Origin of the sequence: Methylobacterium sp. E-065 (genome assembly GCF_022829605.1) — a bacterium.
GTDB lineage: Bacteria > Pseudomonadota > Alphaproteobacteria > Rhizobiales > Beijerinckiaceae > Methylobacterium.
This window is the reverse complement of the sequence record NZ_JAKSYD010000067.1, coordinates 63,993-87,761: the sequence shown is the minus strand read 5'-3', so window position 1 is coordinate 87,761 and position 23,769 is coordinate 63,993. Positions and strand designations below refer to the sequence as shown.

The window sequence follows — 23,769 nt, the reverse complement described above, 5'->3', positions numbered from 1 at the left end:
GCATCCGGCCCCCGAGTCGCAACGGCGATCCGGCGCATCCCAGGAGCGTGGCATCCGCGCGTCACCGGTTCGTGTTCGGGACCGGATCGCGTCGGCTGCGTTGACGGGCCGCCATGGAACGCTCTCCACCGAGGTGGATACCAGCTCGGCACAGGAGAGCGCGTCACAAGAAGGCTCGAGCCGTTCATCAGCGAGCCGTTCCGCCAGAGGATCGTCAGAGCATCGTGAAACCCATCCGCAACGGATTCCAGATCATGGGCGTGGCGGCGCAGCGCTTCGTCTCCCACGACGGCTGGGCGATCGCGAGCCACATCGCGCTCTCGACCCTCACCTCGCTGTTCCCGTTCCTGATCCTGCTGGCGGCCTTGGCCGGCCTGTTCGGCACCCAGTCGCTCGCCGACGAGGCCGGGGTGCTGATCTTCGACGCGTGGCCCCGGGAGATCGCCAAGCCGATCGTCGGCGAGGTGCACCGGGTGCTGACCGAGCAGCGCCGCGGGGTGCTGACGCTCGGCGCGCTGTTCGCCCTCTACTTTTCCTCCTCGGGGGTCGAGAGCCTCCGGGTCGGGCTGAACCGGGCCTACGGGCTGCGGGAGAGCCGGCCCTGGTGGCTGACCCGGCTCGAATCGATCGGCTACGTGATCTGCGGCGCCTTCGCGATGCTGGCCTTCGCGCTGCTCGTGGTGCTGGGGCCGCTGATCTGGCGCGCCCTCGTGCTGGTGGCGCCGGGGCTCGAGCCCCTGAGCCTGACGGTGGCGATCGGGCGGATCGGGATCACCGCGCTGCTGCTCGCCGTGATCCTGGTCATCGCCCACAAGTTCGTCGCCGCCGGGCGGCGCTCGATCCTGTCGGTGCTGCCGGGGATCGGGGTGACGCTGGTCCTGTGGTTCTTCGCCGGCCTCGGCTTCGGCTATTATCTCGACCGATTCTCGAACGCCTACGCGTCCACCTACGGCGGCTTGGCCACCGCGATGGTGTTCCTCGTGTTCCTCTACTGGCTCGCCGCCATGTTCCTGTTCGGCGGCGAGATCAACGGCACGGTGATCGCCGCCCGCCGCAGCCGGTTGCAGGCGAAGATGCTGGCCCGCCGGGCCGAGATGGAGGGGAAATGGACGGCCTCGAACACCTGACGGTTCCCGTCGCGGGCGCCGACCTGCACGTCGCCCGCTGCGGCACGGGTTCGCCGCTGCTGCTGCTCCACGGCTGGCCGGAATTCTGGCTGACCTGGGAACCCGTGATGGCGCGCTTGGCGTCCCGCCACACCCTGATCGCCCCGGACCTGCGCGGCTTCGGCGACAGCGGCACGCCGGTGGGACCCTTCGGGCCGGCCGATCACGCCGCCGACATGGTGGCGCTGCTCGACGCACTGGGGATCGAGCGGGCCGGCATCGTCGGCCACGATGTCGGCGGGGCGGTGATCCAGGCGCTCGCCCGGGCGAATCCGGAGCGCTGCGCCGGCCTGGTCCTGTTCGATTTCGTGTATCCGGGGATCGGCCCCCGCCTCGCCGCGCCCGACCGTCTCACCGAGATCTGGTACCAGTCGTTCAATCAGATGGATCTGGCGGTGCAGCTGGTCGGTGCCAGCCGGGCCAGCTGCGCCGCCTATATCGGGCACTTCCTGCGGCACTGGTCGCACCGCAAGGACGCGTTCGATCCGGTGCTCGACGCCTTCGTGGACGCGTATTGGAAGCCCGGAAACCTCGCGGGCGGCTTCGCGCATTACCGGGCGGCCCATGCCGGGCGGGTGGCGATGCTCAAGGGCGAGGCCCCGCCCCTGCCGCCGATCACCGTGCCGACCTGCGTGCGCTGGGCCGAGCACGACCCGATCTTCCCCTACGCCTGGACCGACCGCCTGGGCGAGACCTTCTCGGATCTCGATCTGGCGCCGTTCCCGGGGGTGGGGCACTTCCCGCACCGGGAGGATCCCGACCGGGCGGCGGAGGAGATTGCGGGGTTCTTCGCGCGGATCGGGTGGGTGTGAGCCACCGCGTGTCTGGCGTGCGCGAGACGCCCTCTCCCGTGGGGCTACTCGATCGGCACGCCGTGCGCGGCACAATGGCGGCCGAATGAAGCGCGGGTCCCCTCTCCTGAAGGAAGAGGGGACCCGCGCCTCGTCCCGAAAGACACGGCGTGCAGCCAGCGGCAGCCCAACCTCACGCGGCCAGCGCCAATCCTTCATCGGCCTCGGCCGCCATGAACTGCGCCCGGGCGAGTTCGGCGAAGCGGCCATCCTGCGCGACCAGCTGGTCGAAGGTGCCGGCCTCGACGATCCGGCCCTCGTGGAACACCAGGATCCGGTCGGCGTCGCGGATCGTGGCCAGCCGGTGGGCGATCACGAAGGTGGTGCGCCCCTCCATCACGGTCTCCAGCGCGCCCTGGAGCTTGCGCTCGGTGGCCGCGTCGAGCGCCGAGGTCGCCTCGTCGAGGATCAGGATCGGCGGATTCTTCAGGAGCGCCCGGGCGATCGAGAGCCGCTGACGCTCGCCCCCCGAGAGCGACCGGCCGCGCTCGCCGATCACCGTGTCGAGCCCGGCGGGCTGGCGGGCCATGAAGGTGCTGGCCTGGGCGCGCTCCAGCGCGTCGAGCATCTCGGCGTCGGTCGCGTCCGGGCAGCCGACCTGCAGGTTCTCGCGGATCGAGCGGGCGAACAGCATCGGCTCCTGGAACACCACGCCGATGTTGTGGCGCAGGCTCGAGAGGCCGACGTCGCGGATGTCCATCCCGTCGATCCGGATCGAACCGGCGGCCGGGTCGAAGCTGCGGTGCAGGAGGCCCAGCGTCGTCGACTTGCCCGAGCCGGTGGTGCCGACCAGCGCGATCGTCTCGCCGGGGCGCGCCGAGAAGGACACGCCGTCCAGCGCCCGGCGGCGGCCATCGTACGAGAAGGCGACGTCGTCGAACGTGACCTCGCCCTCGAACCGCGCCACCTGCCGGGCCTGCGGCCGGTCGGCCACCGCAGGGACGGTGTCGTAGATCTCGAAGAACTCGGCGATCTTCGGGGCCTGCTGGAACAGGCCGTTGACGAAGCCGACCACGTGGTCGAGCCGGGCCACGAAGGCGGTGGCGAGGCTCATGAAGGCCACGACCTCGCCCACCGTGGTGGTGCCGGCCTGATACAGCCAGATGCCGGTGACGAAGATCGCCGTCATGGTGATGGTGGCGGAGGCGCGGGTCGCCACGTTGGCGAGCGCCCACCAGGACAGGACCGGGATCTGCGCGGCCAGCAGATTGGTGATGATGCCGCGCATCGCGTCCTTCTCGGCCTTGGCGCGGGTGAACGACTGGATCACCGCGACGTTGCCGAGCGCGTCCGAAGCGTGGGCCGCGAGGCCGGAATTGAATTCCTCGACCTGACACTGCAGCGTCTCGGTCCGGCGCATCACGAAGGTGGTCAGCGCCGTGAAGGCGAGCACCAGCACCACCAGGATCGAGCCGAGCTGCCAGTTGATCAACAGGGTCATCGGCAGGAGCACGCCCAGCGAGACCAGGGCGACGAGGTGGTCGCGGAAGAAGCCGAGCCACAGCCACGCCATGCCGTTCGTGCCCTCCAGCATCGCCTTCAGCACGCGGCCGGAATGGTTGGCCGAGTGGAAGGCGAGCGGCAGGTCGAGCACGTGCTCGAAGTAGCTCGCCATCGAGGACAGACGGTTGCGGTGGGCCAGCCGGTCGGCGTGGAGCGCGATGAACACGCCCGCCGCGATGGTGAAGAACCCGAACGCCACCCAGGCGGCCAGCAGGGGCAGCATCGTGCCCATGGCGTCGCCGCCGCGCTTGAGATGAGTCAGCTGGTCGATGATGCGGCCCATCAGCAGCGGTTCGGCGAAGGCCGCCACCGCCAGCACGACGTTGGTGGCGGCCAAGCCGATCGCCAGCCGCCGCTCCGCCTTCAAAAATCCCAGGACCCGCCCGTACAGACGAACCATCACGACCGCTCCGCCACCCCTGGCGCGGCCCGTGTGACCCGGGTCCTACGCCGTCTCTTAAGAAGGTCGCTTGGCCGGCGGCGTCGCCGCCTCTGCCGTCAAACCCCTCGTACGACAGGCGTATGCCAGGTTCTGCCTGAACGCGCGATGACGGATCGATACAGGTTGGAAACATCCGCGCTTACTGTTCGTTCAGCAAGATATCCTAACCTCGCGGGTTACCCGGTCGTTCTCGGTCCCGACAGGCCGGCCGGCGGGTGACGGTCGCGCGGCTCCGGGCGCCCGTGCCGAACGCGAGGGGACTGCCGTAGCCCGCCCCTTCCCTACTTGGCGGTGAGCAGCGCCCAGTAGACCTTGTACTTCGAGCCCGGCGCGTAGGCGGTGGCGATGCCCATCTTGGTCGCCTTCGGGTCGAGCATCGTGGCGTTGTGCGGGGGACTGTCGCGCCAACCGGAAAAGGCCTCGGCCAGGGTGTGGTAGCCTGCCGAGAGGTTGGCGTTCACGTCCGCGTAGCCGAGCCGCTCCACCGCGGCCTTGACGGTCTGCGCCCGGCTCGGCCGGTCGGCCAGCGCCATGGAGGCCGCCTCGGCCTCGGCCAGCCGCTGCAATTCCGGATCGACGGTGAGCGGCGCCGCGCCGCGGTTGCGGCGGTACGACGAGATCATGTCGCGGGCCGCCTCGACATCGATATGCGCGCTGTTGTTGGCGAGCGGCAGGTAGATGCTCGGCAGCGCCGAGGAGGTCGGCGCCTGGGCGGCGCAGGAGCCGAGAAGCGCCAACGCCGGCAGGCAGAGCACCCGCGGCAGGGTCCGTCTCTTGTGTCGTGCGCCCACGTTTCCTGGTCCCCACCCCGGCAGCCGGCTCGGATGCCGGAGCCATATAGGCATTGTCGGACCCGCCTGCATCCGCGCTGCAGAATCACCAGCTCGACGTGATATGACGTTCGGTGTCATAACGTCCGAGGCTTTTTCGTCTCCCATGGCACGCGCGCGGCTCCTGCTCGATGACAAGAGGGTCTTCGCGGATGGTATGATCCTTCAGCTCAAACTGTGGGAACTTCAGCCTCCCGACCGGGTGCGTGGTTCAGTGCACGGCTTCAAATATTCGCTGTTCTACGGTGGCGAGGGTCAGCGGATCCTGGCTTACGACAATGAGGCGGGGAAGGGTGATCACGTCCAGCGCGGTGCGGAGGAAACGCCCTACCTGTTCACGACGTTCGAGACGCTGCTGGATGACTTCCTGACCGAGGTCGGTGTGCTGCGCGGAGGTGATCGATGAGCGATGAAGTGACCGTCGTCATCGGCGGGCCGGTGGAGGATATGCGGGCGCGTTTCCTCTCGGCGGTGCGGCGTGCGGAGGCAGGCGAAGCCGTGGAGCCGGAACGTGTTGTCACCTTCGAGAACTGGACGACCTTCCTCAAGACCTTCTCGACCGCCCGCATCGCGGTGCTGGAGGCCCTGGCGGCAGGGCCGGCCGACTCCATCACCGCGCTGGCAGGCTCGCTCGGCCGGAATTACCGACGCGTGCACGACGACGTGGCGGCTCTGGAGAAGGTGGGCCTGCTGAAGCGGACCGGGACACGGGTGATGCTCGCCGCCGAGGGCGCGTGTGCGCATCTCGACCTGAGGCCCGCCCAAGCGCGCCCGTAGGGGCGCCCTCCTCCTGAAGGCAGAGCCCGGGGTTCGTCGCCTCAGCCCCCAGCGCTCCGCAGGCTCCGGTCCCGCTGCGCCCGGCTCCCCTCCCCGGCCTCGGCGGCCGGCGCCGCCAGCCCGAACCGGCTGGCGATCTCGCCCATGGCGGTCTGCATCGAGTCGAGGCCCTGCACGGTCACGATGCTGGAGCCGGGGCCGAGCGGCGGGATGAAGCCCGCCTCGCAGAGGCTCGCGAACACGGAAAAGTTCAGGTCGGTCAGCACCTTCTGGCCGAGGCTGACGTCGGTGATCCAGACCAGCAGCTCGAATTCGAGGAACGGGTCGCCGATCTTCTTGAACACCACCCGGGGCGCGGGCTCCTTCAGCACGTCGGCATGGGCGATCGCGCAGCCCGTGATCATCTCGGCGGCGCGCACCGGGTCCTGATTGCGCAGGACGCTGACCGTGATGCTCACCCGCCCCGAGCGGTCGCCCCGCACCCGGTTCTTCACCACGCCGGAGATCAGGTTGGAGTTCGGCACGATCACGGCCGAGCGGTCGAAGGTCTGGATCTCCGTGGAGCGCACCGAGATCCGCTTCACGATGCCCTCGGAATCACCGATCACCACCTGATCGCCGACCCGGATCGGCCGCTCCCACAGGAGCAGCAGGCCCGAGACGAAGTTGTTGACGATCGACTGGAGGCCGAAACCGATACCGACCGACAGGGCGCCGGCCACCAGGGTGAGCTTTTCGAGGCTCAGGCCCAGATACGAGAAGGCGAGCGCGAGCGCGAGCAGGAAGCCGCAATAGCCCGCCACCGTGGTGATCGAGTTGCGCAGGCCGGCGTCGAGGTCGGTGGCCGGCAGGTAGGTGTTCTCGAGCCAGCGCTGCACGCCCTTGGTGATGAACACGCCGACCGCCAGGATGCCGATCCCCAGCGCGATGCTGGACAGCGAGATCGTGACGTCGCCGACCTTGAAGCCGAAGAAGGCCTGCCGGACCGAGGAGACGATGTCGGTCGAATCGAGCCCCCAGGGCGCCAGCACCAGCAGGGCCGCCACCAGGAACAGCACGACCCGGGCGCCTCCGGTCGCGAGGACCGAGATCTGGTTCAGCGAGCGCTTGCGCAGGCCGGTATTGGCCTGGAGCGTGGTGGCGAGGCGCGTCTCGTCGGAGAGCGCGCGGCCGATGAAGATATCGACGCTCTGAACCAGCAGGTAGAGCAGCACCAAGATGCAGGCGGCCCAGATAAACTGATCGATCAGGAAGGTCGCGAAGGCGACGTAGCCCACCAGCGCACCAAGCCCGATCACCGCCACGGCGGCCCAGCCGAGGAGGCGGGCCGGGCCGCCGATGCTCGTGGTCGACTTGGTCGGCACGTAGGGGCCGAAGCAGGCCTCTTCCTCCTGCTCGGTATCGGCGAAGCGGTGCAAGCCGATCGCCAGGATCAGGGCGGTCGCCACGGCGCCGAGGCCGCGCGTCGCGATGGAAATCGGCAGCGCGGCCGAGATCCCGGAATTCAGGGCCTCCACGGACTTCACCACGGTCACCACCGTGGCGATGCCGACCGCGAGGCGCGTCAGGCGCGTGGCCGCCGCGTCGCCCACGGGGGCGGGACGCCAGGCGGGCTTTTCCGGGCTCAGCAGCCCGTCGCAGAGCGCCTCCACGAAGGCGATGAAGGCGAGCCCCCCGGAGATCGCGGCCGCCACCGGCAGGAGCCGGGACGGCAGGAGGTTGGTGGCATCGAGCGCGTAATAGACCGCGTAGGAGCCGGCCACCGCCGGCACCGTCCCGAGCAGGATCACCCGCCAGGCGGCGAGCAGGCGCGCGCGCCGCGACGGATCGGTCGTGCCCACGTCCCGGTGGGCGCCCCGGGGCGCGATGTTGCGCCGCCCGAAATACAGCGCCACCGAGATTCCGAAGGCGAGCCCCAGGAACAGCAGATTGCCCAGGCTGCCGTTGCGGGAGAACAGCAGGCCGATATCGGAGACCGCGCTCTGCAGCGCGCGGGTGTCGCGCGGCACGTCGGCCATCACCTTGGCCCAGAGGCCCGGGCCGATCAGCGGCTGCGAGCGCTGGAACAGGTCGCGGGTGAAGGATTCGCGGCGTCGGTTCGAGACGCGATCGACGATCTGGTCACCCTGGACCACCAGGGAGCGGGCCAGCCGCTGGCTCTCGTCGATCCGGGTGACCGCGGCCTCGCGCTCGGCGCGCTGCTCGGCGACCTCCGGGCTCTCCTGCGTGTCCTTGGGCTTCGGTCCGAGCTGGGTCAGCCGCTCGCGGGCCGCCTCGAGGGGGCCGTCGAGCCGCGTGACCAGGCCGCGGATCTCGTCGGTGACCGCGGCGGCGCTGTCGCGGATGGCGGTGAGATCGGCCACCGTCAGGTCGGTATGCCCGAGCTGCTTCTCGCGGGCGTCGAGTTCGGACTTGGCGGCGTCGAGCTTGGCCCGAACCGCCTTGTACTGCTCGGGGACGTCCGCCGGGACCGGGGCGGGTTTGGCCGCGGTCGGTTTGGCCCCAGCGGGCTTGGTCTCCGCGGGCTTGGCCTCCGAGGGCTTGGCCTCCGCGGGCTTGCCGGCAGGCGCCTGAGCCTGGGCGGGGGCCTGAGCCGGCGTCGGGGCGGGCGTCTCGGCACAGGCTGGCGGGGATGCGGCGGCCAGGCCGAGCATCAGGGCGGCAAACAGGGCGGGCAGGCGGGACGGGCGCGCGCCGCCATCCAGCTTGCAGGTACGCTCTTGCGTACGCGTCATGGGCGACCTCGCGTCGGGCGCGCCGGACGCACGGTCGGCATCCGGCATCGGCGAATCGGCGGCGATTAGGGGACCGGGCGGCCCCCTGGCAGCCCCGCGCTCTGCGGGAGCAATGGGGCGAAACCGTGCCCCTGCCCGCCCTGCGCCGGATCCGGCGGCCCCCCCGGGGGCTTGGCCCGGGGATGGCTTTCGGAGGCCTCGTGTGGGTGCGTCCCCAGGGCCTGCCCGGAAAAGCTTCACAAGGGCGTCATGCTGGGATTACATGAACGCCTCATGGACAGGGCCTTTTCGTCATCACGCGAAAGGGCTTGGCCGGCGATCGTGCCGGCTCGGCCCGGCCGCGTTCCGGATCTGATCGCCCCGACTGGCGCCCCCGCGCGCCGGCCCGCCGCCCTGTTGCTCCCTCCGCCGCTCCCCCCAGGTCGCCGCCCCGTGCGCCGGCCCGCCCGCTATCGGCTTTTGGCCGGTTCGGACGGACCGGTGAGGCGTCGGCCCGGTCCCGCGCGTTATCCGCGTCAGAGCTAGTGTTGAAGAGTCGCGCCGATGATGGATCTCCAAACCCTCGTCCTCAACGCGGATTATCGGCCGCTCTCGTATAATCCGCTCTCCCTCTGGTCGTGGAAGGACGCCTTCACGGCCCTGTTCCTCGACCGGGTCACCCTGGTGGCGAGCTACGACGTCGAGGCGCGCTCGCCGTCACGGTCGCTGCGGGTGCCCAGCGTCGTCGCGCTGAAGAACTATGTGGCGCTCGCCCGCAGCCCGGCCTTCACCCGCTACAACATCTACCTGCGCGACGGCTTCAGCTGCCAGTATTGCGGCCTGCGGCTGCCCTCGGGGGGCCTGACCTTCGACCACGTGGTGCCGCGCTCCCGGGGCGGCCTGTCGAGCTGGGAGAACGTCGTGGCGGCCTGCTCGCCCTGCAACCTCCGCAAGGCCAACCGCACCCCGGCCGAGGCCGACATGCCGCTGGCGATCGAGCCCCGGCGGCCGACCCGCTACGAACTGCACCACCGCCAGCCGGAGTTCGACCACAAGCAGTATCACCACACGTGGCTCGACTATCTGTATTGGGACAGCGAGCTGGAGAGCTGAGGCGGGGGCAGCGCATCGCTGCATCGAACACCGTCGCCCGCCGCCATGAGTGTGCAAGGCCGCGGATGTCCCGCCCGAACCGCGCGATGACAGGCCGGACACACGTCGCAGGCAGGGACCCGGCCGGTCAACGCCCGGCGTCCCGGCGGTTGCCTCACCAAGCCGGCGTGGTGCGGGGCGGCTCGTTGTACATCGGGACGTTGTGGTTGCGCGGCAGGTAGTCCCGCACCAGCACGGGCGGCCGGACCAGGGGGACGATCGGAATGGGTCGCACCCGGACCCTGTGGCGGATGACGCGCGGCTCGGGCCGATCCCCGGGCCAGGCCACGGGGGACGCCAGGGCGGGCCCTGCGACGAGCAGGGCCGCGGCGACCGCGAGACGACGACGACCACGCATGAACAGGCTCCCGCCGACAACCAAGACCAGACCGTGCCGTATCAGAACTTGATGGCCGCGCCGGCGCGGACGGTGTTCAGGTTGACCTTGTGCCCGTCGAAGCTGTCGAACAGCACGTACTGATACTCGGCGCGCAGGAGGATGTTCGGCGTGATTGCGTATTCGATGCCGGCCCCCAGCGCGACGCCGGCGACGACCTTCGTCTTCGACCGCTGATCGTTATGCGTGGCTCTGAACTGATTGACGAAGGTGTTCGTCCCGGCCAGGCTGGCGTTGTACGCGCTGACGTCGAAGCCGGAATCGGAGTAGCTGAGCGAGTCCGCGACGCGCGCGCGGCCGATTGCGACGCCGCCCGTGACATACGGCATGAGGCTGTCGATGGCGTAGCCGAGGCGGGCCCGCAGCGTCCCGTAATCGGTGATCCGCGTTGCGGAGGTCCCGTTCAGGTTGAGGGTCTCCTGGAGACCCAGCGAATTGGTCTTGATGCGGCCGACGCTGTCGGAGGAAGAGCCCAAGCGGCCGAAATTCGTGTAGTCGCCCTCGATGCCGAACACGAAGCTGTCGTACTGGACGTTGTAGCCGACATAGCCACCGAAGCTCGCGGAGCCGACGCGCCGCGATGGCGGGCTCAGCAGGCCCGAGGCACCGAAATCCGACTCGGCGGTCGAGTTGTGCGAGCGCTCGTAGACCAGCGGCGAGAGCGCGTTCTTGAACCCGAGCGCCGCCGAGGTGTAGCCGCCATGGCCGCCGACATACACGCCGCTCCAGTCGATCACCCGGACCGGGGCCGGAATCGGATCGTAATCGGCACCGCGCAGGTAATCGTAATCCAGGTCTGCAGCCCGGGCGGTGTTGACACCGCAGAGACCGAGAACCGCCAGTAGCGGAAAGGTGACGGTACGCATCGGGATCGTCCTGGAACTGACGTGACAAGCGGCGGATCGAGCCTCAACACCGTGATAGTCGAGTAACCTTAATCATCCGTTGATCGAAACGAGTTTCCAGGTCGCAATGTTGATCTATCGCTGTTGTCAGCGGTCTCTCGAACGACATCGAACGGCATCCGACATGTCTTCGGCTGCATCCGCGGCCCGCGCGGCAGCACCGAAACGCGAAACGGCGCGGAGGGCATCCGCGCCGTCGCCGTCCAGTGATGAGATCGGGGTGCGATCAGTACTTGCGCACCAGCGGGCCGGGGATCGGCTCCGGCATCAGCGGCGGCAGCGGGGCCGCCACGATACCGCCGAGGTAGTAGCGCAGGCCGATCTTCACGTCGTGCGCCTCGATGTCCTTCACCTTGATCGCCTGGAGGCTGCCGGTGCAGCACGGCACGTAGCCGGCGCCGGTCTCGGCCTTGCCGAGGTTCAGGTAGCGGTAGGCCAACTCGATCTTCAGCGCGTCGGTCACGTTGTAGGCGAGACCGGCATGGAGCGCCCAGGCGAAGCTGCCGCTCGACTTGTCCTTGTAGAACTTGCTGCCGCTGTTGGTGTTGTAGACCGCGTTGCCGTTCGAGTCGTAGACCGGCTTGTAGTTGTAGGAGGGCGCGCCGCAGTCGCAGCCATAGACCGGGTTGCCGTAATCGTAACCGTAGGTCGGGCTCGTGAACTGCTGGTTGGTCGAGTAGGACGAGATGTGGTTGAAGGCGTAGCCGACGCCGCCGCCGATGAACGGCGTGATGCCGTACCACGTGCCGAGGTCGAAATACGCGTTGGCGAGCACGACGGCGGAGTCGAAGTTGCCGCTCGACTTGTTGACGCCGTAGGAGCCGAGGCCGTCATCGTAGTCCGGGCCGCGGTAGTACTCGCTGCCGCGCAGGCCGGTGGCGTAGCGATACTCACCGGTGATGTCGCCGCGGAGGAACGGGGTGAACTGGTAGCCGACACCGACGCCCGCGAAGCCGCCGCCGCCGATCACGTTACCGAAGGAGCGGTTGGCGTCCGGGTAGCCGGTGTAATCGTAGGCTTCGCTGTACTTGGGGCGGGTGTAGACACTGGCGCCCACGTCGCCGCGCAGGTACCAGCCGCCACCGACCTCGATCGGCTCGGGCGGCGGAGGGGGCGGCGGAGGCAGCAGGTCTGCCGCAGCGGCGAGGCAGGGCGCGCCGACGCTCGCCGCGAGCGTCAGGCTACGCACCAAAGCGTTGAGCTTGGAGCGGGCCATAAGAATTCCTTTACTGGAGCCGTGAGCCCGACGCTCCGCGTGCGTGCTCTGTGGTTAGCCTGTGAAGAATGCGCGCAACGTCTTAAATCCGGCTTAACGTTAAGTCTTAGCCTTGCGTGTTCTCGACCCCCCGGCGCAAACCGTTGCTCCACAAATATTGGCCGGCCTCCATTGAGGCATGCAGTGGCCTCTTCGGGGATCCACTGTACAGGGAGAAAGACTGCATGAACCGGATGCTCCCCGCCGCTTGGGACCGCCTTTGGGTCGGGCCTCGGATGGTCGCGGGTCCGGGCCGAGCGGGCTGAGTCGCCCATGCTCCCCGAGGACGTGCGCATCCTAGCGCTGATGCTGCCCGAGGCGGTGGCGGGCGCCCATAGCGGCAATCCGGATTTCCGCGTCGGCGGCCGTGTGTTCGCGACCCTGTGGGTCGAGGAGGCGCGGGTGGTGCTGCGGCTCGCGCCCGACGATCAGGCCGCTCTGTGCGAGGCCGAGCCGGACCTGTTCACGCCCCTCGACGGGGCCTGGGGTCGCCGGGGCTGGACCAACCTCGATCTCGACCTGTGCGAGGAGGAGACGCTCCGCACCGCCCTCCTGGCGGCCTGGCGCATGACGGCGCCGCCGGACCTGAGCGCCGCCTACGATTGATCCTCAAAGTCCTGGTTTCAAAAGGTCTCCGACCTTTTGCGGGTCCAGGGCGGAGCCCTGGTATCGGGCCTTGCCCGAACCTCAGGGGCTCCGCCCCCGAACCCCGCCAAAGGGCTTGCCCTTTGGAAACCCCGGACTCAGGCCGCGGCCTTGGTGACGGCGTCGACCACCTCGTCGACCACATCGTTGACGAGGCCGCGGTCGTCGCCCTCGGCCATCACGCGGATCACCGGCTCGGTGCCGGAGGGGCGGATCACGAGGCGGCCGCCATTGCCGAGGCGCTCGCGGGCATGCTCGATGGCGCTCACCACGCTGTCCTGGCGGAGCGGCTCCCCGGCCTTGTAGCGCACGTTCTTGAGGATCTGCGGCAGCGGCTCGAAGCAGTGGCAGACCTCGCTCACCGGCCGGTTCTGACGCTGCACCACGCTGAGCAGCTGGAGCGCCGCCACGAGTCCGTCGCCCGTGGTGGTGTAGTCCGACATGATGATGTGGCCGGATTGCTCGCCGCCGAGGTTGTAGCCGTGCTCGCGCATATGCTCGAGGACGTAGCGGTCGCCCACCGCGGTGCGGGCGAGCGTCAGCCCGAGGTCGCCGAGATAGCGCTCCAGGCCGAGATTCGACATGATCGTGGCCACCACCCCCGGCTGGGTCAGGCGCTCGTCCTCCTTCCAGGAGCGGGCGATCACCGCCATGAGCTGGTCGCCGTCGACCACCTGCCCCTTCTCGTCGACGATCAGCACCCGGTCGGCGTCGCCGTCCAGCGCGATGCCGATATCGGCCCGGCGCTCGCGCACCTTGGCGACCAAAGCCGCCGGCGCGGTGGAGCCGACGTCGCGGTTGATGTTGAAGCCGTCCGGCTCGGTGCCGATGGCGATCACGTCGGCGCCGAGTTCCCACAGGGTCTCGGGGGCGACCCGGTAGGCGGCGCCGTTGGCGCAGTCGACCACGACGCGCAGGCCCTCCAGCGTCACCTGCCGCGGCAGGGTGCGCTTGGCGAACTCGATGTAGCGGGCATGCACGCTCTCGATCCGCTTGGCCCGGCCGAGATCGTTCGAGCCGGACAGGCGCTTGTGCATGTCGGCGTCGATCAGGCCCTCGATCTCGTGCTCGATCGCGTCGTTGAGCTTGAAGCCGTCGGGCCCGAACAGCTTGATGCCGTTATCCTCGAACGGGTTGTGCGAGGCCGAGATCATCACGCCGAGATCGGCCCGCATGGAGCGGGTCAGCATGGCGACGGCCGGCGTCGGCACGGGGCCGAGCAGCAGCACGTCCATGCCGACCGAGGTGAAGCCCGCGACCAGCGCGGTCTCGATCATGTAGCCCGACAGGCGCGTGTCCTTGCCGATCACCACCCGGTGGCGGTGGTCGCCGCGCTGGAACACGAGGCCCGCCGCCTGCCCCACCTTGAGGGCGAGTTCGGGGGTGATCACCCCGTTGGCGCGACCGCGGATACCGTCGGTTCCGAAATACTTTCGCACGAAGTCGTCTCCGAGGCGCGGTCTCACCGGCCGGACAAAGCTAGCAGATAATCGTTTACGCCGGATGCAGCGCTGCCGGCCGGGTCCATCCGGTGCTTCCCGACAAAGGCGGTCGAAATGGGGCCGAGCGCCCGACGGTCGCTACAGGATCCGCGGGAGCGCCGCGCCGACCAGGGCGAGGCCCGAGAGGGTCAGGAGGCTCAGCACGAGGGTGCGGAACGCCGCCTCGCTGATGCCGAGATAGACCCGCGCGCCGAGCAGCGTCGGGATCAGCATCGCCGGCAGCACCACGGCCAGCATCGGCAGCATGGCCCGGGTGACGAGGCCGGAGGCCAGGTAGGTGACGATCGTGACGCTGAGCATGGCGAGGTTGAAGTTCTGGATCACGGCGCGCTGCACATCGCGCTCGTAGCGCCGCAGGGTGCACCAGAGAGTGGGCAGCACCCCCGTGAACCCGCCGAGCGCGCCCATCATGCCGCCGCCGAGGCCGACCAGCGCGTCGGCGAACCGGCCGCCGACGGTGATGCGGGGTAGGTTCTGGGCGAACAGCATGGCCGGGCACCAGACCAGCAGCAGCAGGCCCAGGATCGCCTTGAACCAGTCGGCGTCGAGCCGCGGCAGCAGGAGGATGCCGAGGGGGATCCCGGCGAGACCGCCGAGCACGAAGGGCGCAAGGCGCCGAAGGTCGAAGCCGCGCCGGACCGAGATGGCGGCCACGACCTGTCCGGTGAAGGCCCCGGACACCGCCAGGAACGCGCCGAGCTTCGGATCCAGCACCCAGGCCCAAAACGACAGGGAGACGAGCCCGAAGCCGAAACCCGAGAGCCCCTGCACGAAGCCGGCGGCGACGGCGCCGAGGGCGACGACGAGATAGGTCGAGACCGGCATGAGGGTTGGCAGCGCCTTGTGGAGAGGCCTGTGTTTCCGATTCGATGGGATGGGCCGAGTCTACGGCCAAGCTGGCGGCGCCGAATTGCCGACAGCGGCTCCGGTTTGTCAGGCACGAAAAAGGGCGCCTCGCGGCGCCCCTCTCGATCGTCGTCTTGTCCGGCGCTTCAGGCCTGCGGCTGCGGCTCCAGGCCACCGTCGCTCTCCTTCGGCCGGCCGCGGCCTGCCGAGGGGACCGAGGAACCCCGGGCCGGGGTCGGCGGCACGTCGCCGCCGTCGCGGACCGGGGGTTTACCCTTCAACAGGTTGCGGATCTCCTCGCCCGAGAGGGTCTCGTATTCGAGGAGCCCCTGGGCCAGGGCCTCCAGATCGTCCTTGTGCTCGGCGAGGATGCGGCGGGCCTCTTCCAGCCCGGTCTCCACCAGACGGCGCACCTCGGCGTCGATCTTCTGGGCGGTCGATTCGGAGACCGATTGCTGCCGGCCCATCGACATGCCGAGGAAGACCTCGTCGTTGTTCTCGCCGTACGCGACGGTGCCGAGTTCGGGCGAGAAGCCCCAACGCGTCACCATCATCTTGGCCAGCCGCGTCGCCTGCTCGATGTCCGACTGCGCGCCCGAGGTCACCTTATCCTGGCCGAAGGTCATCTCCTCGGCGATGCGGCCACCCATCATGATCGCCAGCCGCGAGGTCATCTGCTCGAAGCTCATGGAGAGCTTGTCGCGCTCGGGCAGCTGCATGACCATGCCGAGCGCCCGGCCGCGCGGGATGATGGTCGCCTTGTGGACCGGGTCGGTCGCCGGGACGTTGAACGCCACGATGGCGTGGCCGCCCTCGTGATAGGCGGTGAGCCGCTTCTCGTCCTCGGTCATCACAAGGGTGCGCCGCTCGGCGCCCATCATGACCTTGTCCTTGGCGTCCTCGAACTCGTGCATCGTGACGATGCGCTTGCCGCGGCGGGCCGCCAGCAGGGCCGATTCGTTGACGAGGTTCATCAGATCGGCGCCGGAGAAGCCGGGGGTGCCGCGAGCGATCACCTTGAGATCGACATCGGGGGCCAGCGGAACCTTGCGGACGTGGACCCGCAGGATGCGCTCGCGGCCGGTGACGTCCGGGTTCGGCACCATGATCTGGCGGTCGAACCGGCCGGGGCGCAGCAGCGCCGGATCCAGCACGTCGGGGCGGTTGGTCGCCGCGATGATGATGACGCCCTCGTTGGCCTCGAACCCGTCCATCTCCACGAGGAGCTGGTTCAGGGTCTGCTCGCGCTCGTCGTTGCCGCCGCCGAGGCCGGCGCCGCGATGGCGGCCGACCGCGTCGATCTCGTCGATGAAGATGATGCAGGGCGCGTTCTTCTTGGCCTGCTCGAACATGTCGCGCACGCGGCTGGCGCCGACGCCCACGAACATCTCGACGAAGTCGGAGCCCGAGATGGTGAAGAACGGCACGTTGGCCTCGCCCGCGACCGCCCGGGCGATCAGGGTCTTACCGGTGCCGGGGGGGCCGACCAGCAGCACGCCGCGCGGGATCCGACCGCCGAGGCGCTGGAATTTCTGCGGGTCGCGCAGGAATTCCACGATCTCCTGAAGGTCTTCCTTGGCTTCCTCGACGCCGGCGACGTCATCAAAGCTGACGCGCCCGTGGGCCTCGTTCAGGAGCTTAGCCTTCGACTTGCCGAAGCCCATGGCGCGGCCGGCGCCGGACTGCATCTGGCGCGAGAGGAAGATCCAGGCGCCGATGAAGACGAGGATCGGCAGCCAGCTGACCAGCAGCTGGATGAACCAGGGGGTGTTGTCGGACGGCGGACGGGCGGTGATCTGGACGCCCTTGCCCTGAAGCTTGGAGACCAGGCCCGGGTCGTTCGGCGCGTAGCTGGTGAAGTTGCCGCCGCCCACGTAGGTGCCGGACACGTCCTGCCCGGAGATCACCACCGACTGGATCTTGCCGGCATCGGCATCGTTCAGGAGCTGGCTGTAGGCGATCTCGCTGCCGCCGCCCCGATGCCCCGGGTTCTGGAACAGGGTGACCAGGGCCAGCACAAGCAGGAAGATGACGACCCACAAGGCAAAGTTGCGAAAATTCGGGTTCATCGATCAATCCTTGGCGTGTGCGACCCCCAGGACGGACGCGTCGTCCGGCGCGACCGGTCCATCCGTGCACACAGCGCCAATGTAAGCGGGGGGGCCTCCCTTGCCAAGTAATCGCGACGCCCCTGCGGCGAGGGCAGCACTCTTCGCCCTCGGCCGGCGTGGCGGCGCGGGGGCGAGGCTCACCGTACCGGCGGGCTCCGTTGCGATCAGGAAACCCGCGAGGCTGCGCCGGACCGCCACCCGGCCCCGCAGGGCCGGCAGCAGCCATCCGAGGACCAGGGTTTCGAGCCGCTCGAGCCGGCGGGGCGCCGCCCCCGCCCGGGTCAGGGCGCGGTCGAGGCAGCGCAGGACGATCGCGTCCGGCAGGGCGGCCAGTACGGTTCCGTCGAGGCGCAGGGCCGGGCCATCCGCCGACAGGCAGGCGGCTTCGAGGGCCTTGTCGGCAGCGATGCACAGCGCCGCCTCGTCGCGGGCGGCGCGCTCGGCAAGGCGGGCGAGACGCGCGGGGGTCAGGCCCTCCCGCTCCAGGATCGGCCAGGCCGCGCGCAGGCGGCCCCGGGCGAAGCGCGGGTCGGCGTTGCTGGGATCGCGCAGGTAGGGGATGCCGCGGGCCTCGCACCACGCGACGAGCGCGGCCTTGGGCAGGGCGAGGAAGGGCCGGCCCAGGGAGATTCCGGGTGCCAGCGCCCGCTCGACGCGCATGCCGGCGAGCCCCGCGGGACCGCTGCCGGCGGCGAGCCGCATCAGCACGGTCTCGGCCTGATCGTCGAGGGTATGGCCGGTGAGGACGCGGGCCGCGCCGATGGCGGCGGCATGGGCGGCGAGCAACCGGTAGCGGGCGGCCCGGGCCGCTGCCTGAAGGCCGGTGCCGGGCTTCGCGTCCGCCCAAGCGAGGATCGCGTGCGGCAAGCCGAGCGCCCGGGCGGCGGCGGCGACGCCTTCGGCCTCCGCGCGCGCATCCGGGCGCAGGCCGTGATCGACGGTGGCGACCTGCACGGTCGCGCCCAGAGCGGCGGCGGCGTGCATCAGCGCGCTCGAATCGGGGCCGCCCGAGACGGCAAGCAGCACCCCGCCCCCGAGCCAGGGTTCAAGGGCTTGAAGAACAGAATCGTCCGCAGAGCCCGTCATGGATCCAAAAGGTCCGAGACCTTTTGCGGGTGCAGGGCAGAGCCCTGCTGGGCTCGGGCAAAGCCCGATTGTCGGTCTTCGACCGATCTCACGGCCCCGTCCCGATACCCCGCCAAAGGGCTGAGCCCCTTGGAATCCCGAATACGATTCAAGCGCCGCAGCGGGCGCGCTTCTGCTCGCGCGTGACGCCCTGGCGGACGCCCGATCCGGCGTTCGGGAACTTCCGGTCGAGCTCGGCCAGCGTCGCACAAGCCTGCTCGCGGGCCCCGAGCGCGGCGAGCGTGACACCGAGCTTCAGCATGGCATCGGGCGCCTGCGCGGAACGGGCGTAGTCGGTCGAGACCTTCAGGAACTGCTCGGCCGCCTCGCGGTTGCGACCGCGGGCGAGGTAGCTCTCGCCGAGCCAGTAGGTGGCGCCGGCAACGCGGTTGTCGCGGGGATGCGACTGGATGAACTGGCGCAGGCCCATCTCGGCCTGCTCGTACTGCTTGCCGCGGTACAGCTCCACCGCAGCCTCGTAATCCGTGGTCGGATCGCTCGTCCGCGTGGCGGCGACGCTCTCGGAGGGCCGGGCCGGGATCGCACCCGTGCGGGCCGGCGGGCGGAGGTCGACCGGCTGGTCGTAGCCGGGGGCTGCCGCCTCGGCGTCGTCCTCGCCCTCGACGGTCCCTTCCATGGCCCCTTCGATCGCCCCTTGGGGCAAACGCTGCGGCCGCGGCGCGGCTTCGGCCGCTTGGGTTGTCTCTCGGGTCGTCTCTCGAGTTGTCTCTTGGGTTGCCTCGATGGCCTCCCGCGGCGGCAGCGGCGCGGAGGGCTGGGTGCTGCCGAGCTGCATCGGCGCGCCCGGCGCCCCGGGCGTTTGCGACGGGTCGAAGGCGTCGCCGCGCTTGCCCGGCCGACCGGAACCCGGATTGACGCCGTTGACGGTGCCGGCCGGTCCGGAGGCCGGCGCGGCCGCAGGCGCGGGCTTGCCGGCGCCTCTACCCTCGCCCTTGCTCTCGGCTTTGCCCTTACCCTCGTTCAGCCGGAATTCGACATCCTCCTGGAACTTGCGCAGCTGCTCCTTGAGCTGGCGGTTCTCGTACTGGAGGGTCTCGATCTGCCCCGCCATCACGCGGGACTGGTTCTCGATGCGCCCGAGGCGCACCACCAGTTCCGAGGCGTCCTGCGCGGCGGCGGGTTGGCCGAGGAGCGCGGTGCCGAGGGCGGTGGCGAGGGCGAGACGGGTGCGAAGGCGGGCGAGCATGGGGCAGCTGCGGTCCGATGGCGGCGCGTGGCCGTAACAGATGCGCCGGTCCGCGGCAAAACTGGGGCGGAAATCGATCTCCGCCCCAGCGAACCTGCCTTGCGTTACGCCCCGGCGCCGCGGTCCAGCACGATCACCGCGCGGCGGTTCTGCGACCAGCACGAGATGTCGTTGCACACCGCCACCGGCCGCTCCTTGCCGTACGACACGGTGCGCATCCGGTTGCCCGTGATGCCGCGGGTGGCGAGGTAGTCGTTCACCGACTGGGCGCGGCGGGCGCCCAGGGAGAAGTTGTACTCGCGGGTACCGCGCTCGTCGGCATGGCCCTCGATGATGAAGGTGTAGCGCGGGTAGCGCTGCAACCAGGCGGCCTGCTTGTCCAGCGTCGCGGTCGCGGTGGGCGTCAGGTCGGTGGAATCGGATTCGAAGAAGACCCGGTCGCCGATATTGACGACGAAGTCCTGGGCGCTGCCCGGGGTCGCGGCACCGGCGCCGAACGCGGAGGCGTCGGCGAGGTCCTTGTCGTTGCTGCAGGCGCCGAGGCCGAGACCGGCGACGAGGGCGAGGCCGAGGGCGGCGGCACGGAAACGCTGGGGCATGATCGTCAAAACTCCTCGAGCGGTGCCGAAGGCCGGCTGCGGGTCTTCGAGGCGGGTCCGCGTCGTTCTGATGCCGTTGGTAGGCGCGGATGGTTAAGCGACGGTTCCACCGGGCGGCACGGGCGCGTGGTGGCGATCCACGCCGCTCGACGCCGTGCGCTGACGCACCCGGGACGCGCCCGGAATGCGGCAGCGCCGGGGCGGCGCGACCGAACGGGTGATTTCACGCGGATCGGTTGCGGCGCTGCAACAGCATCGCTCCGGTGTGGCAGCGTCCGGTACCAGACCGACGGGGACGATTAAGACATCATCAACCCTATCGCGCCCCTAATCGGCAGCCCGAACACCGGACATCCCGCCATGCGCCCCGTCCAGAGCGTCCTCATCGTCGAGGACAGCTACCTGCTCCTCGAGATCATCGCGAGCCTGTGCGAGACGCACGGCATCCGGGTGGTCGAGGCCTCCACCGGCGAGGCGGCGCTGACACTCCTGCGCGCGCAGGGCGCGGCCATCGACTGGCTGTTCACCGACATCCATCTACCCGGCCTGATCGACGGCTGGACGGTGGCGCACGCCTTCCGGACGATCCATCCGGACCGGCCGGTGGTCTACACCTCGACCGACACGATGGGCCGCACCGGCGTTCCGGGCAGCTTTTTCCTGCGCAAGCCGTTCCAGGTGCAGGAGGTCAACCGGCTGGTTCGCGCGATGGTCGAGGGGCTTGGTGAGGCGCATCGCGGCGCGCCGCTCTGCGCCACCGGCTGAGCGGGTTCAGCCCGCCCGGAACAACGCCACGATCTCCGGCGCGGCGAGCCAGGCCTCCACCCGCGGACAGGTGAGGTCGCCGGCCGGCAGGGCATCGTAGATCGAAAAGCTCGCCGCGATGAAGCCCGGCAGGTCGTAGAGCACCGGAAACGCCTCACCCACGACCTTGGATCTCACCGCCTTGGCCTTGAACAGGTACGATCCGGTCAGCCCGAACTGCTCGGCGACCGCCGGGTAGATCGGCCAGATCACGTCCTGGGTCAGCTCGTCGCCGAGGTAATCCTCGATCTCCACGGGCTCCGGGGCGATCCCGCTCTCCACGAGCAGGCGCCGGGCGATGTCGCCGACGACATGCGCCTTCGGGTGGTTCATCAGGTGCATGAAGGCGCCCCGGCGCGCCCAGCGTGTCAGCTCGCGCTCCAGGCCGAAACCCACGGCCTCGGCGGCGCCGACGAGTTCCCGCACGGCCGGATCCCAATGGTCGAGATAGCCGAGGCGCCGGAAGACATCCTCGCGGAACAGAGCGGCGGTGCGCTCAGGCGCGAGCCCGAGCCGATGAGCGGTCAGCACGATCGCCGAGTGGTACTGCCCCATCGGAGACGGCGCGAGCTTCAGCGCGGCGAGGTCCGAGGCTTGGCCGGCATAGACCATGTCGGGGTGGAAGGCCGAGAACACGATCGACGGGAACAGCTTGAGCCGCGGGTCCGCGGCCCGCAGGGTGGCGGCGTCGCCCCCCGGGATCAGCCCGGCCGGGAAGGTTTGCGAGAAGACGTGATCGTGGGCCCGCAGGGTTCGGACCAGAGTGTCGATATGGCCGTGGTCGCGCTTCAGCGAGCCCATGGGCAGGTAGCGGACCGGGCTCTTCGGCGCGAGCAGGCGCATCGCCTGGGCGACGCCCCGGGCCTGGCAATTGCCCAGCACCGCGATGCTCGGCCCGTCCCGGCCGGTGGCGGCGCGGGCGCGGTTCCGCCATGGTGTCGCCCAGGTGGGGGCCCAACTGGACGTCGGAAACGTGAACGCGCTGCGGGCGCGCCGGGGCAGGTCGTTCAGGGCCACGTCGCGTGCCGGTGTCAGCAGACGGGTCAGCGGTCCCGAGGGCCGTCGCCGTCGTGAGGAAGAGGGTTCGAAGATGGCGTTGAATCCGTATACGGGTCTACCGGCCGAGCGATTCTGGCGCAAGGTCGTGACCAATGTGCCGCCCTTCGCGGTCAATCCGCACCCGAAGGACACGTTCGTGATCGCGCCGACCGACAAGGTCGCCACCGGCGGCTCCTGCTTCGCGCAGCGGGTGGCCGAGGCGGTGCGCGGCGCCGGGTTCAACTACTATCTGACCGAGCCGCCGACTCCCGGCATGAGCGCCGAGGAGGCCAATGCCCGCCAGTTCGGCACGTTCTCGGCGCGCTACGGCAACCTCTACTACACGCGCCAATTCGTGCAGCTGTTCGACCGGGCCTACGGGCAATTCGAGCCGGAGCTGAAGGCGTGGCTGCGCGACGACGGCCGCTACGTCGACCCGTTCCGCCCCACGGTCGAGCCGGCGGGCTTCGCCAGCGAGGCCGAGGTGATCGCGGCCCGCGACGCGCATCTCGCCGAGGTGCGCCGCCTGTTCGAGACGCTCGACGTGTTCGTGCTGACGCTCGGCCTCACGGAGGGCTGGCGCTGGCGGGCCGATGGCGCGGCGCTGCCGCTCGCCCCCGGCGTCGCGGGCGGCACCTTCGATCCGGACCTCTACGCGTGCGTCAACGCGGGCGCGGGCGAGGTGCTGGGCGACCTCAACGGCTTCCTCGACCGGCTCTGGAGCGTGAACCCGAAGGCGCGGGTGATCTTCACGGTCTCGCCGGTGCCGATGATCGCCACCTACATGGACCGGCACGTGATGGAGTCGAACAGCTACTCCAAGTCGGTGCTGCGGGTGGCGGCCGGCGAGGTGGTCGGCCGGGGCGATCCGCGGGCGGTGTATTTTCCGGCCTACGACATCGTCACCAGCAACGTGAATGCCGGGCGCTACTACAACGAGGACCAGCGCACCATCAACGACGCGGGCGTCCGCCACGTCATGCGCCTGTTCCTGGCGACCTTTGCGCGCGACCGGGTCTCCCCGGCCCCGACCCACGCGCCCGTGGACCTCGCCGCGGAATTCGAGGGCAATGCCGGCGTGATCTGCGACGAGGAGGAGATCGAGCGCAGCGTGGCGTGAGGCCGCCGTTGCCTCCGACCGGCCGTTTCGGGCAAGCTCGGCCAGCCGGGCGCCCACGCCCTCCGGAGACGAAGCCTTGAGCCTGCCCCCGCCCCGCCAGCCCGACCACGCCATCGATCCGGTCTTCGTGAAGCGGCACTCGCCCCGGGCCTTCACGGGCGAGGCCGTGCCCGAATCCGAGCTGCTGCGGATGATCGAGGCGGCGCGCTGGTCGCCCTCGGCCTACAACTCGCAGCCCTGGCGCTTCCTCTACGCGCTCCGGGGCGATGCCCATTGGGAGACGTTCCTCGGCCTGCTGGTGCCCGGCAATCAGAAATGGGTCTCGGGCACCGGCGCGATCCTGTTCCTGGTCTCGAACGGGTTCATGAAGGTCGGGGATGAGCTGAAACCCTCCTACAGCCACTCCTTCGATGCCGGCACCGCCTCCCTGGCGTTCCAGCTCCAGGCGATCCACCAGGGCTGGCACGCCCACGGCATGGTCGGCTTCGACCATGTCCGCGCCCCGGAAGTGCTGCGCCTGCCCGAGAACCACCGGATCGAGGCCGCCTTCGCGGTCGGCCGCAAGATTCCGGAGGCCGAGCTCACCGAGGAGCAGCGGCCGCGGGAGACCCCGAACGGCCGCCGGCCGATCACCGACTTCACCATCGCGGGGCCGTTCCCGCCGGCCGCAGGCTGACGCGGGCCGGAACCGGCGCCAGCAACTGCGGATTGTGTCCGCATTGCAGATCCGTCCTGAGCCCGGCCGGCGTCATCTTCGAGCCGAGCCCAGGCATGTCCTAT

22 protein-coding genes are annotated in these 23,769 nt (G+C 69.8%); 9 read left to right on the top strand and 13 right to left on the bottom strand.

Annotated elements, in window-relative coordinates:
* Positions 1-254 precede the first annotated feature (254 nt).
* Both MKK84_RS06230 and MKK84_RS06225 read left to right on the top strand, forming a co-directional pair.
* Complete coding sequence (locus MKK84_RS06230; protein WP_243917710.1) at positions 255-1,127, top strand: YihY/virulence factor BrkB family protein; 873 nt, start codon at positions 255-257, stop codon at positions 1,125-1,127.
* Positions 1,106-1,978, top strand: coding sequence for an alpha/beta fold hydrolase (locus tag MKK84_RS06225; RefSeq protein WP_243917637.1), 873 nt, complete (start codon positions 1,106-1,108; stop codon positions 1,976-1,978). Before MKK84_RS06230 ends, MKK84_RS06225 begins: the two co-directional genes overlap by 22 nt.
* 172 nt (positions 1,979-2,150) lie before the next feature.
* Here the strand turns inward: MKK84_RS06225 and MKK84_RS06220 are convergent, their stop codons facing one another.
* Together MKK84_RS06220 and MKK84_RS06215 are read right to left on the bottom strand one after the other, a co-directional pair.
* The gene (locus MKK84_RS06220; RefSeq protein WP_243917708.1) at positions 2,151-3,920 is read right to left on the bottom strand and encodes a glucan ABC transporter ATP-binding protein/ permease; all 1,770 of its coding nucleotides are present in this window, start codon (positions 3,918-3,920) and stop codon (positions 2,151-2,153) included.
* A 323-nt stretch (positions 3,921-4,243) separates the two neighbouring features.
* The gene (locus MKK84_RS06215; RefSeq protein WP_243917635.1) at positions 4,244-4,753 is read right to left on the bottom strand and encodes a CAP domain-containing protein; all 510 of its coding nucleotides are present in this window, start codon (positions 4,751-4,753) and stop codon (positions 4,244-4,246) included.
* 103 nt (positions 4,754-4,856) lie between these two features.
* Between MKK84_RS06215 and MKK84_RS06210 the strand changes: the two genes are divergently transcribed.
* Positions 4,857-5,198, top strand: a complete 342-nt coding sequence (locus MKK84_RS06210; protein ID WP_243917634.1) for a DUF6516 family protein — start codon at positions 4,857-4,859, stop codon at positions 5,196-5,198.
* Positions 5,195-5,569, top strand: coding sequence for a hypothetical protein (locus MKK84_RS06205; protein ID WP_243917632.1), 375 nt, complete (start codon positions 5,195-5,197; stop codon positions 5,567-5,569). Before MKK84_RS06210 ends, MKK84_RS06205 begins: the two co-directional genes overlap by 4 nt.
* Positions 5,570-5,610: 41 nt before the next feature.
* Here the strand turns inward: MKK84_RS06205 and MKK84_RS06200 are convergent, their stop codons facing one another.
* Entirely contained in the window at positions 5,611-8,304 is a 2,694-nt protein-coding gene (locus MKK84_RS06200; RefSeq protein WP_243917630.1) for a DUF3772 domain-containing protein, read from the bottom strand.
* 543 nt (positions 8,305-8,847) lie between these two features.
* Between MKK84_RS06200 and MKK84_RS06195 the strand changes: the two genes are divergently transcribed.
* The gene (locus MKK84_RS06195) at positions 8,848-9,396 is read left to right on the top strand and encodes an HNH endonuclease (protein WP_243917628.1); all 549 of its coding nucleotides are present in this window, start codon (positions 8,848-8,850) and stop codon (positions 9,394-9,396) included.
* Between the two features lie 154 nt (positions 9,397-9,550).
* On the opposite strand, the gene MKK84_RS06190 is transcribed toward MKK84_RS06195, so the two are convergent.
* The 3 genes from MKK84_RS06190 to MKK84_RS06180 all read right to left on the bottom strand — a co-directional run bounded on the left by MKK84_RS06190 (position 9,551) and on the right by MKK84_RS06180 (position 11,953).
* A complete protein-coding gene (locus tag MKK84_RS06190; RefSeq protein ID WP_243917626.1) occupies positions 9,551-9,793 on the bottom strand; it encodes a hypothetical protein in 243 nt (80 codons plus the stop codon).
* Between the two features lie 41 nt (positions 9,794-9,834).
* A complete protein-coding gene (locus MKK84_RS06185) occupies positions 9,835-10,698 on the bottom strand; it encodes an outer membrane protein (protein ID WP_243917624.1) in 864 nt (287 codons plus the stop codon).
* Between the two features lie 265 nt (positions 10,699-10,963).
* The gene (locus MKK84_RS06180; protein ID WP_243917623.1) at positions 10,964-11,953 is read right to left on the bottom strand and encodes an outer membrane protein; all 990 of its coding nucleotides are present in this window, start codon (positions 11,951-11,953) and stop codon (positions 10,964-10,966) included.
* Positions 11,954-12,265: 312 nt separating this feature from the next.
* Here MKK84_RS06180 and MKK84_RS06175 point away from each other — a divergent pair, with 312 nt between their 5' ends.
* A complete protein-coding gene (locus MKK84_RS06175; protein WP_243917621.1) occupies positions 12,266-12,598 on the top strand; it encodes an MmcQ/YjbR family DNA-binding protein in 333 nt (110 codons plus the stop codon).
* Between the two features lie 137 nt (positions 12,599-12,735).
* On the opposite strand, the gene glmM is transcribed toward MKK84_RS06175, so the two are convergent.
* The 6 genes from glmM to pal all read right to left on the bottom strand — a co-directional run bounded on the left by glmM (position 12,736) and on the right by pal (position 20,027).
* Positions 12,736-14,076, bottom strand: a complete 1,341-nt coding sequence (glmM, locus tag MKK84_RS06170; protein WP_243917619.1) for a phosphoglucosamine mutase — start codon at positions 14,074-14,076, stop codon at positions 12,736-12,738.
* A gap of 141 nt (positions 14,077-14,217) precedes the next feature.
* Complete coding sequence (locus tag MKK84_RS06165; RefSeq protein ID WP_243917617.1) at positions 14,218-14,964, bottom strand: sulfite exporter TauE/SafE family protein; 747 nt, start codon at positions 14,962-14,964, stop codon at positions 14,218-14,220.
* 167 nt (positions 14,965-15,131) lie between these two features.
* A complete protein-coding gene (ftsH, locus tag MKK84_RS06160) occupies positions 15,132-17,054 on the bottom strand; it encodes an ATP-dependent zinc metalloprotease FtsH (RefSeq protein WP_243917615.1) in 1,923 nt (640 codons plus the stop codon).
* A gap of 3 nt (positions 17,055-17,057) precedes the next feature.
* On the bottom strand, positions 17,058-18,182 hold the full coding sequence (gene tilS, locus MKK84_RS06155; protein ID WP_243917613.1) for a tRNA lysidine(34) synthetase TilS: 1,125 nt from the start codon (positions 18,180-18,182) through the stop codon (positions 17,058-17,060).
* Between the two features lie 148 nt (positions 18,183-18,330).
* Entirely contained in the window at positions 18,331-19,428 is a 1,098-nt protein-coding gene (gene ybgF / locus MKK84_RS06150; RefSeq protein ID WP_243917612.1) for a tol-pal system protein YbgF, read from the bottom strand.
* Between the two features lie 104 nt (positions 19,429-19,532).
* Positions 19,533-20,027, bottom strand: a complete 495-nt coding sequence (gene pal / locus MKK84_RS06145) for a peptidoglycan-associated lipoprotein Pal (protein WP_243917610.1) — start codon at positions 20,025-20,027, stop codon at positions 19,533-19,535.
* A gap of 360 nt (positions 20,028-20,387) precedes the next feature.
* On the opposite strand from pal, the gene MKK84_RS06140 reads away from it, so the two are divergent.
* Positions 20,388-20,792 (top strand): response regulator, encoded by a 405-nt coding sequence (locus tag MKK84_RS06140; RefSeq protein WP_243917608.1) that lies wholly within the window; start codon positions 20,388-20,390, stop codon positions 20,790-20,792.
* Between the two features lie 6 nt (positions 20,793-20,798).
* On the opposite strand, the gene MKK84_RS06135 is transcribed toward MKK84_RS06140, so the two are convergent.
* Positions 20,799-21,848 (bottom strand): WcbI family polysaccharide biosynthesis putative acetyltransferase, encoded by a 1,050-nt coding sequence (locus tag MKK84_RS06135; RefSeq protein WP_243917606.1) that lies wholly within the window; start codon positions 21,846-21,848, stop codon positions 20,799-20,801.
* A gap of 73 nt (positions 21,849-21,921) precedes the next feature.
* Here MKK84_RS06135 and MKK84_RS06130 point away from each other — a divergent pair, with 73 nt between their 5' ends.
* A complete protein-coding gene (locus MKK84_RS06130; RefSeq protein WP_243917604.1) occupies positions 21,922-22,989 on the top strand; it encodes a GSCFA domain-containing protein in 1,068 nt (355 codons plus the stop codon).
* A gap of 76 nt (positions 22,990-23,065) precedes the next feature.
* Entirely contained in the window at positions 23,066-23,665 is a 600-nt protein-coding gene (locus MKK84_RS06125; RefSeq protein WP_243917602.1) for a nitroreductase family protein, read from the top strand.
* Positions 23,666-23,769: the final 104 nt, after the last annotated feature.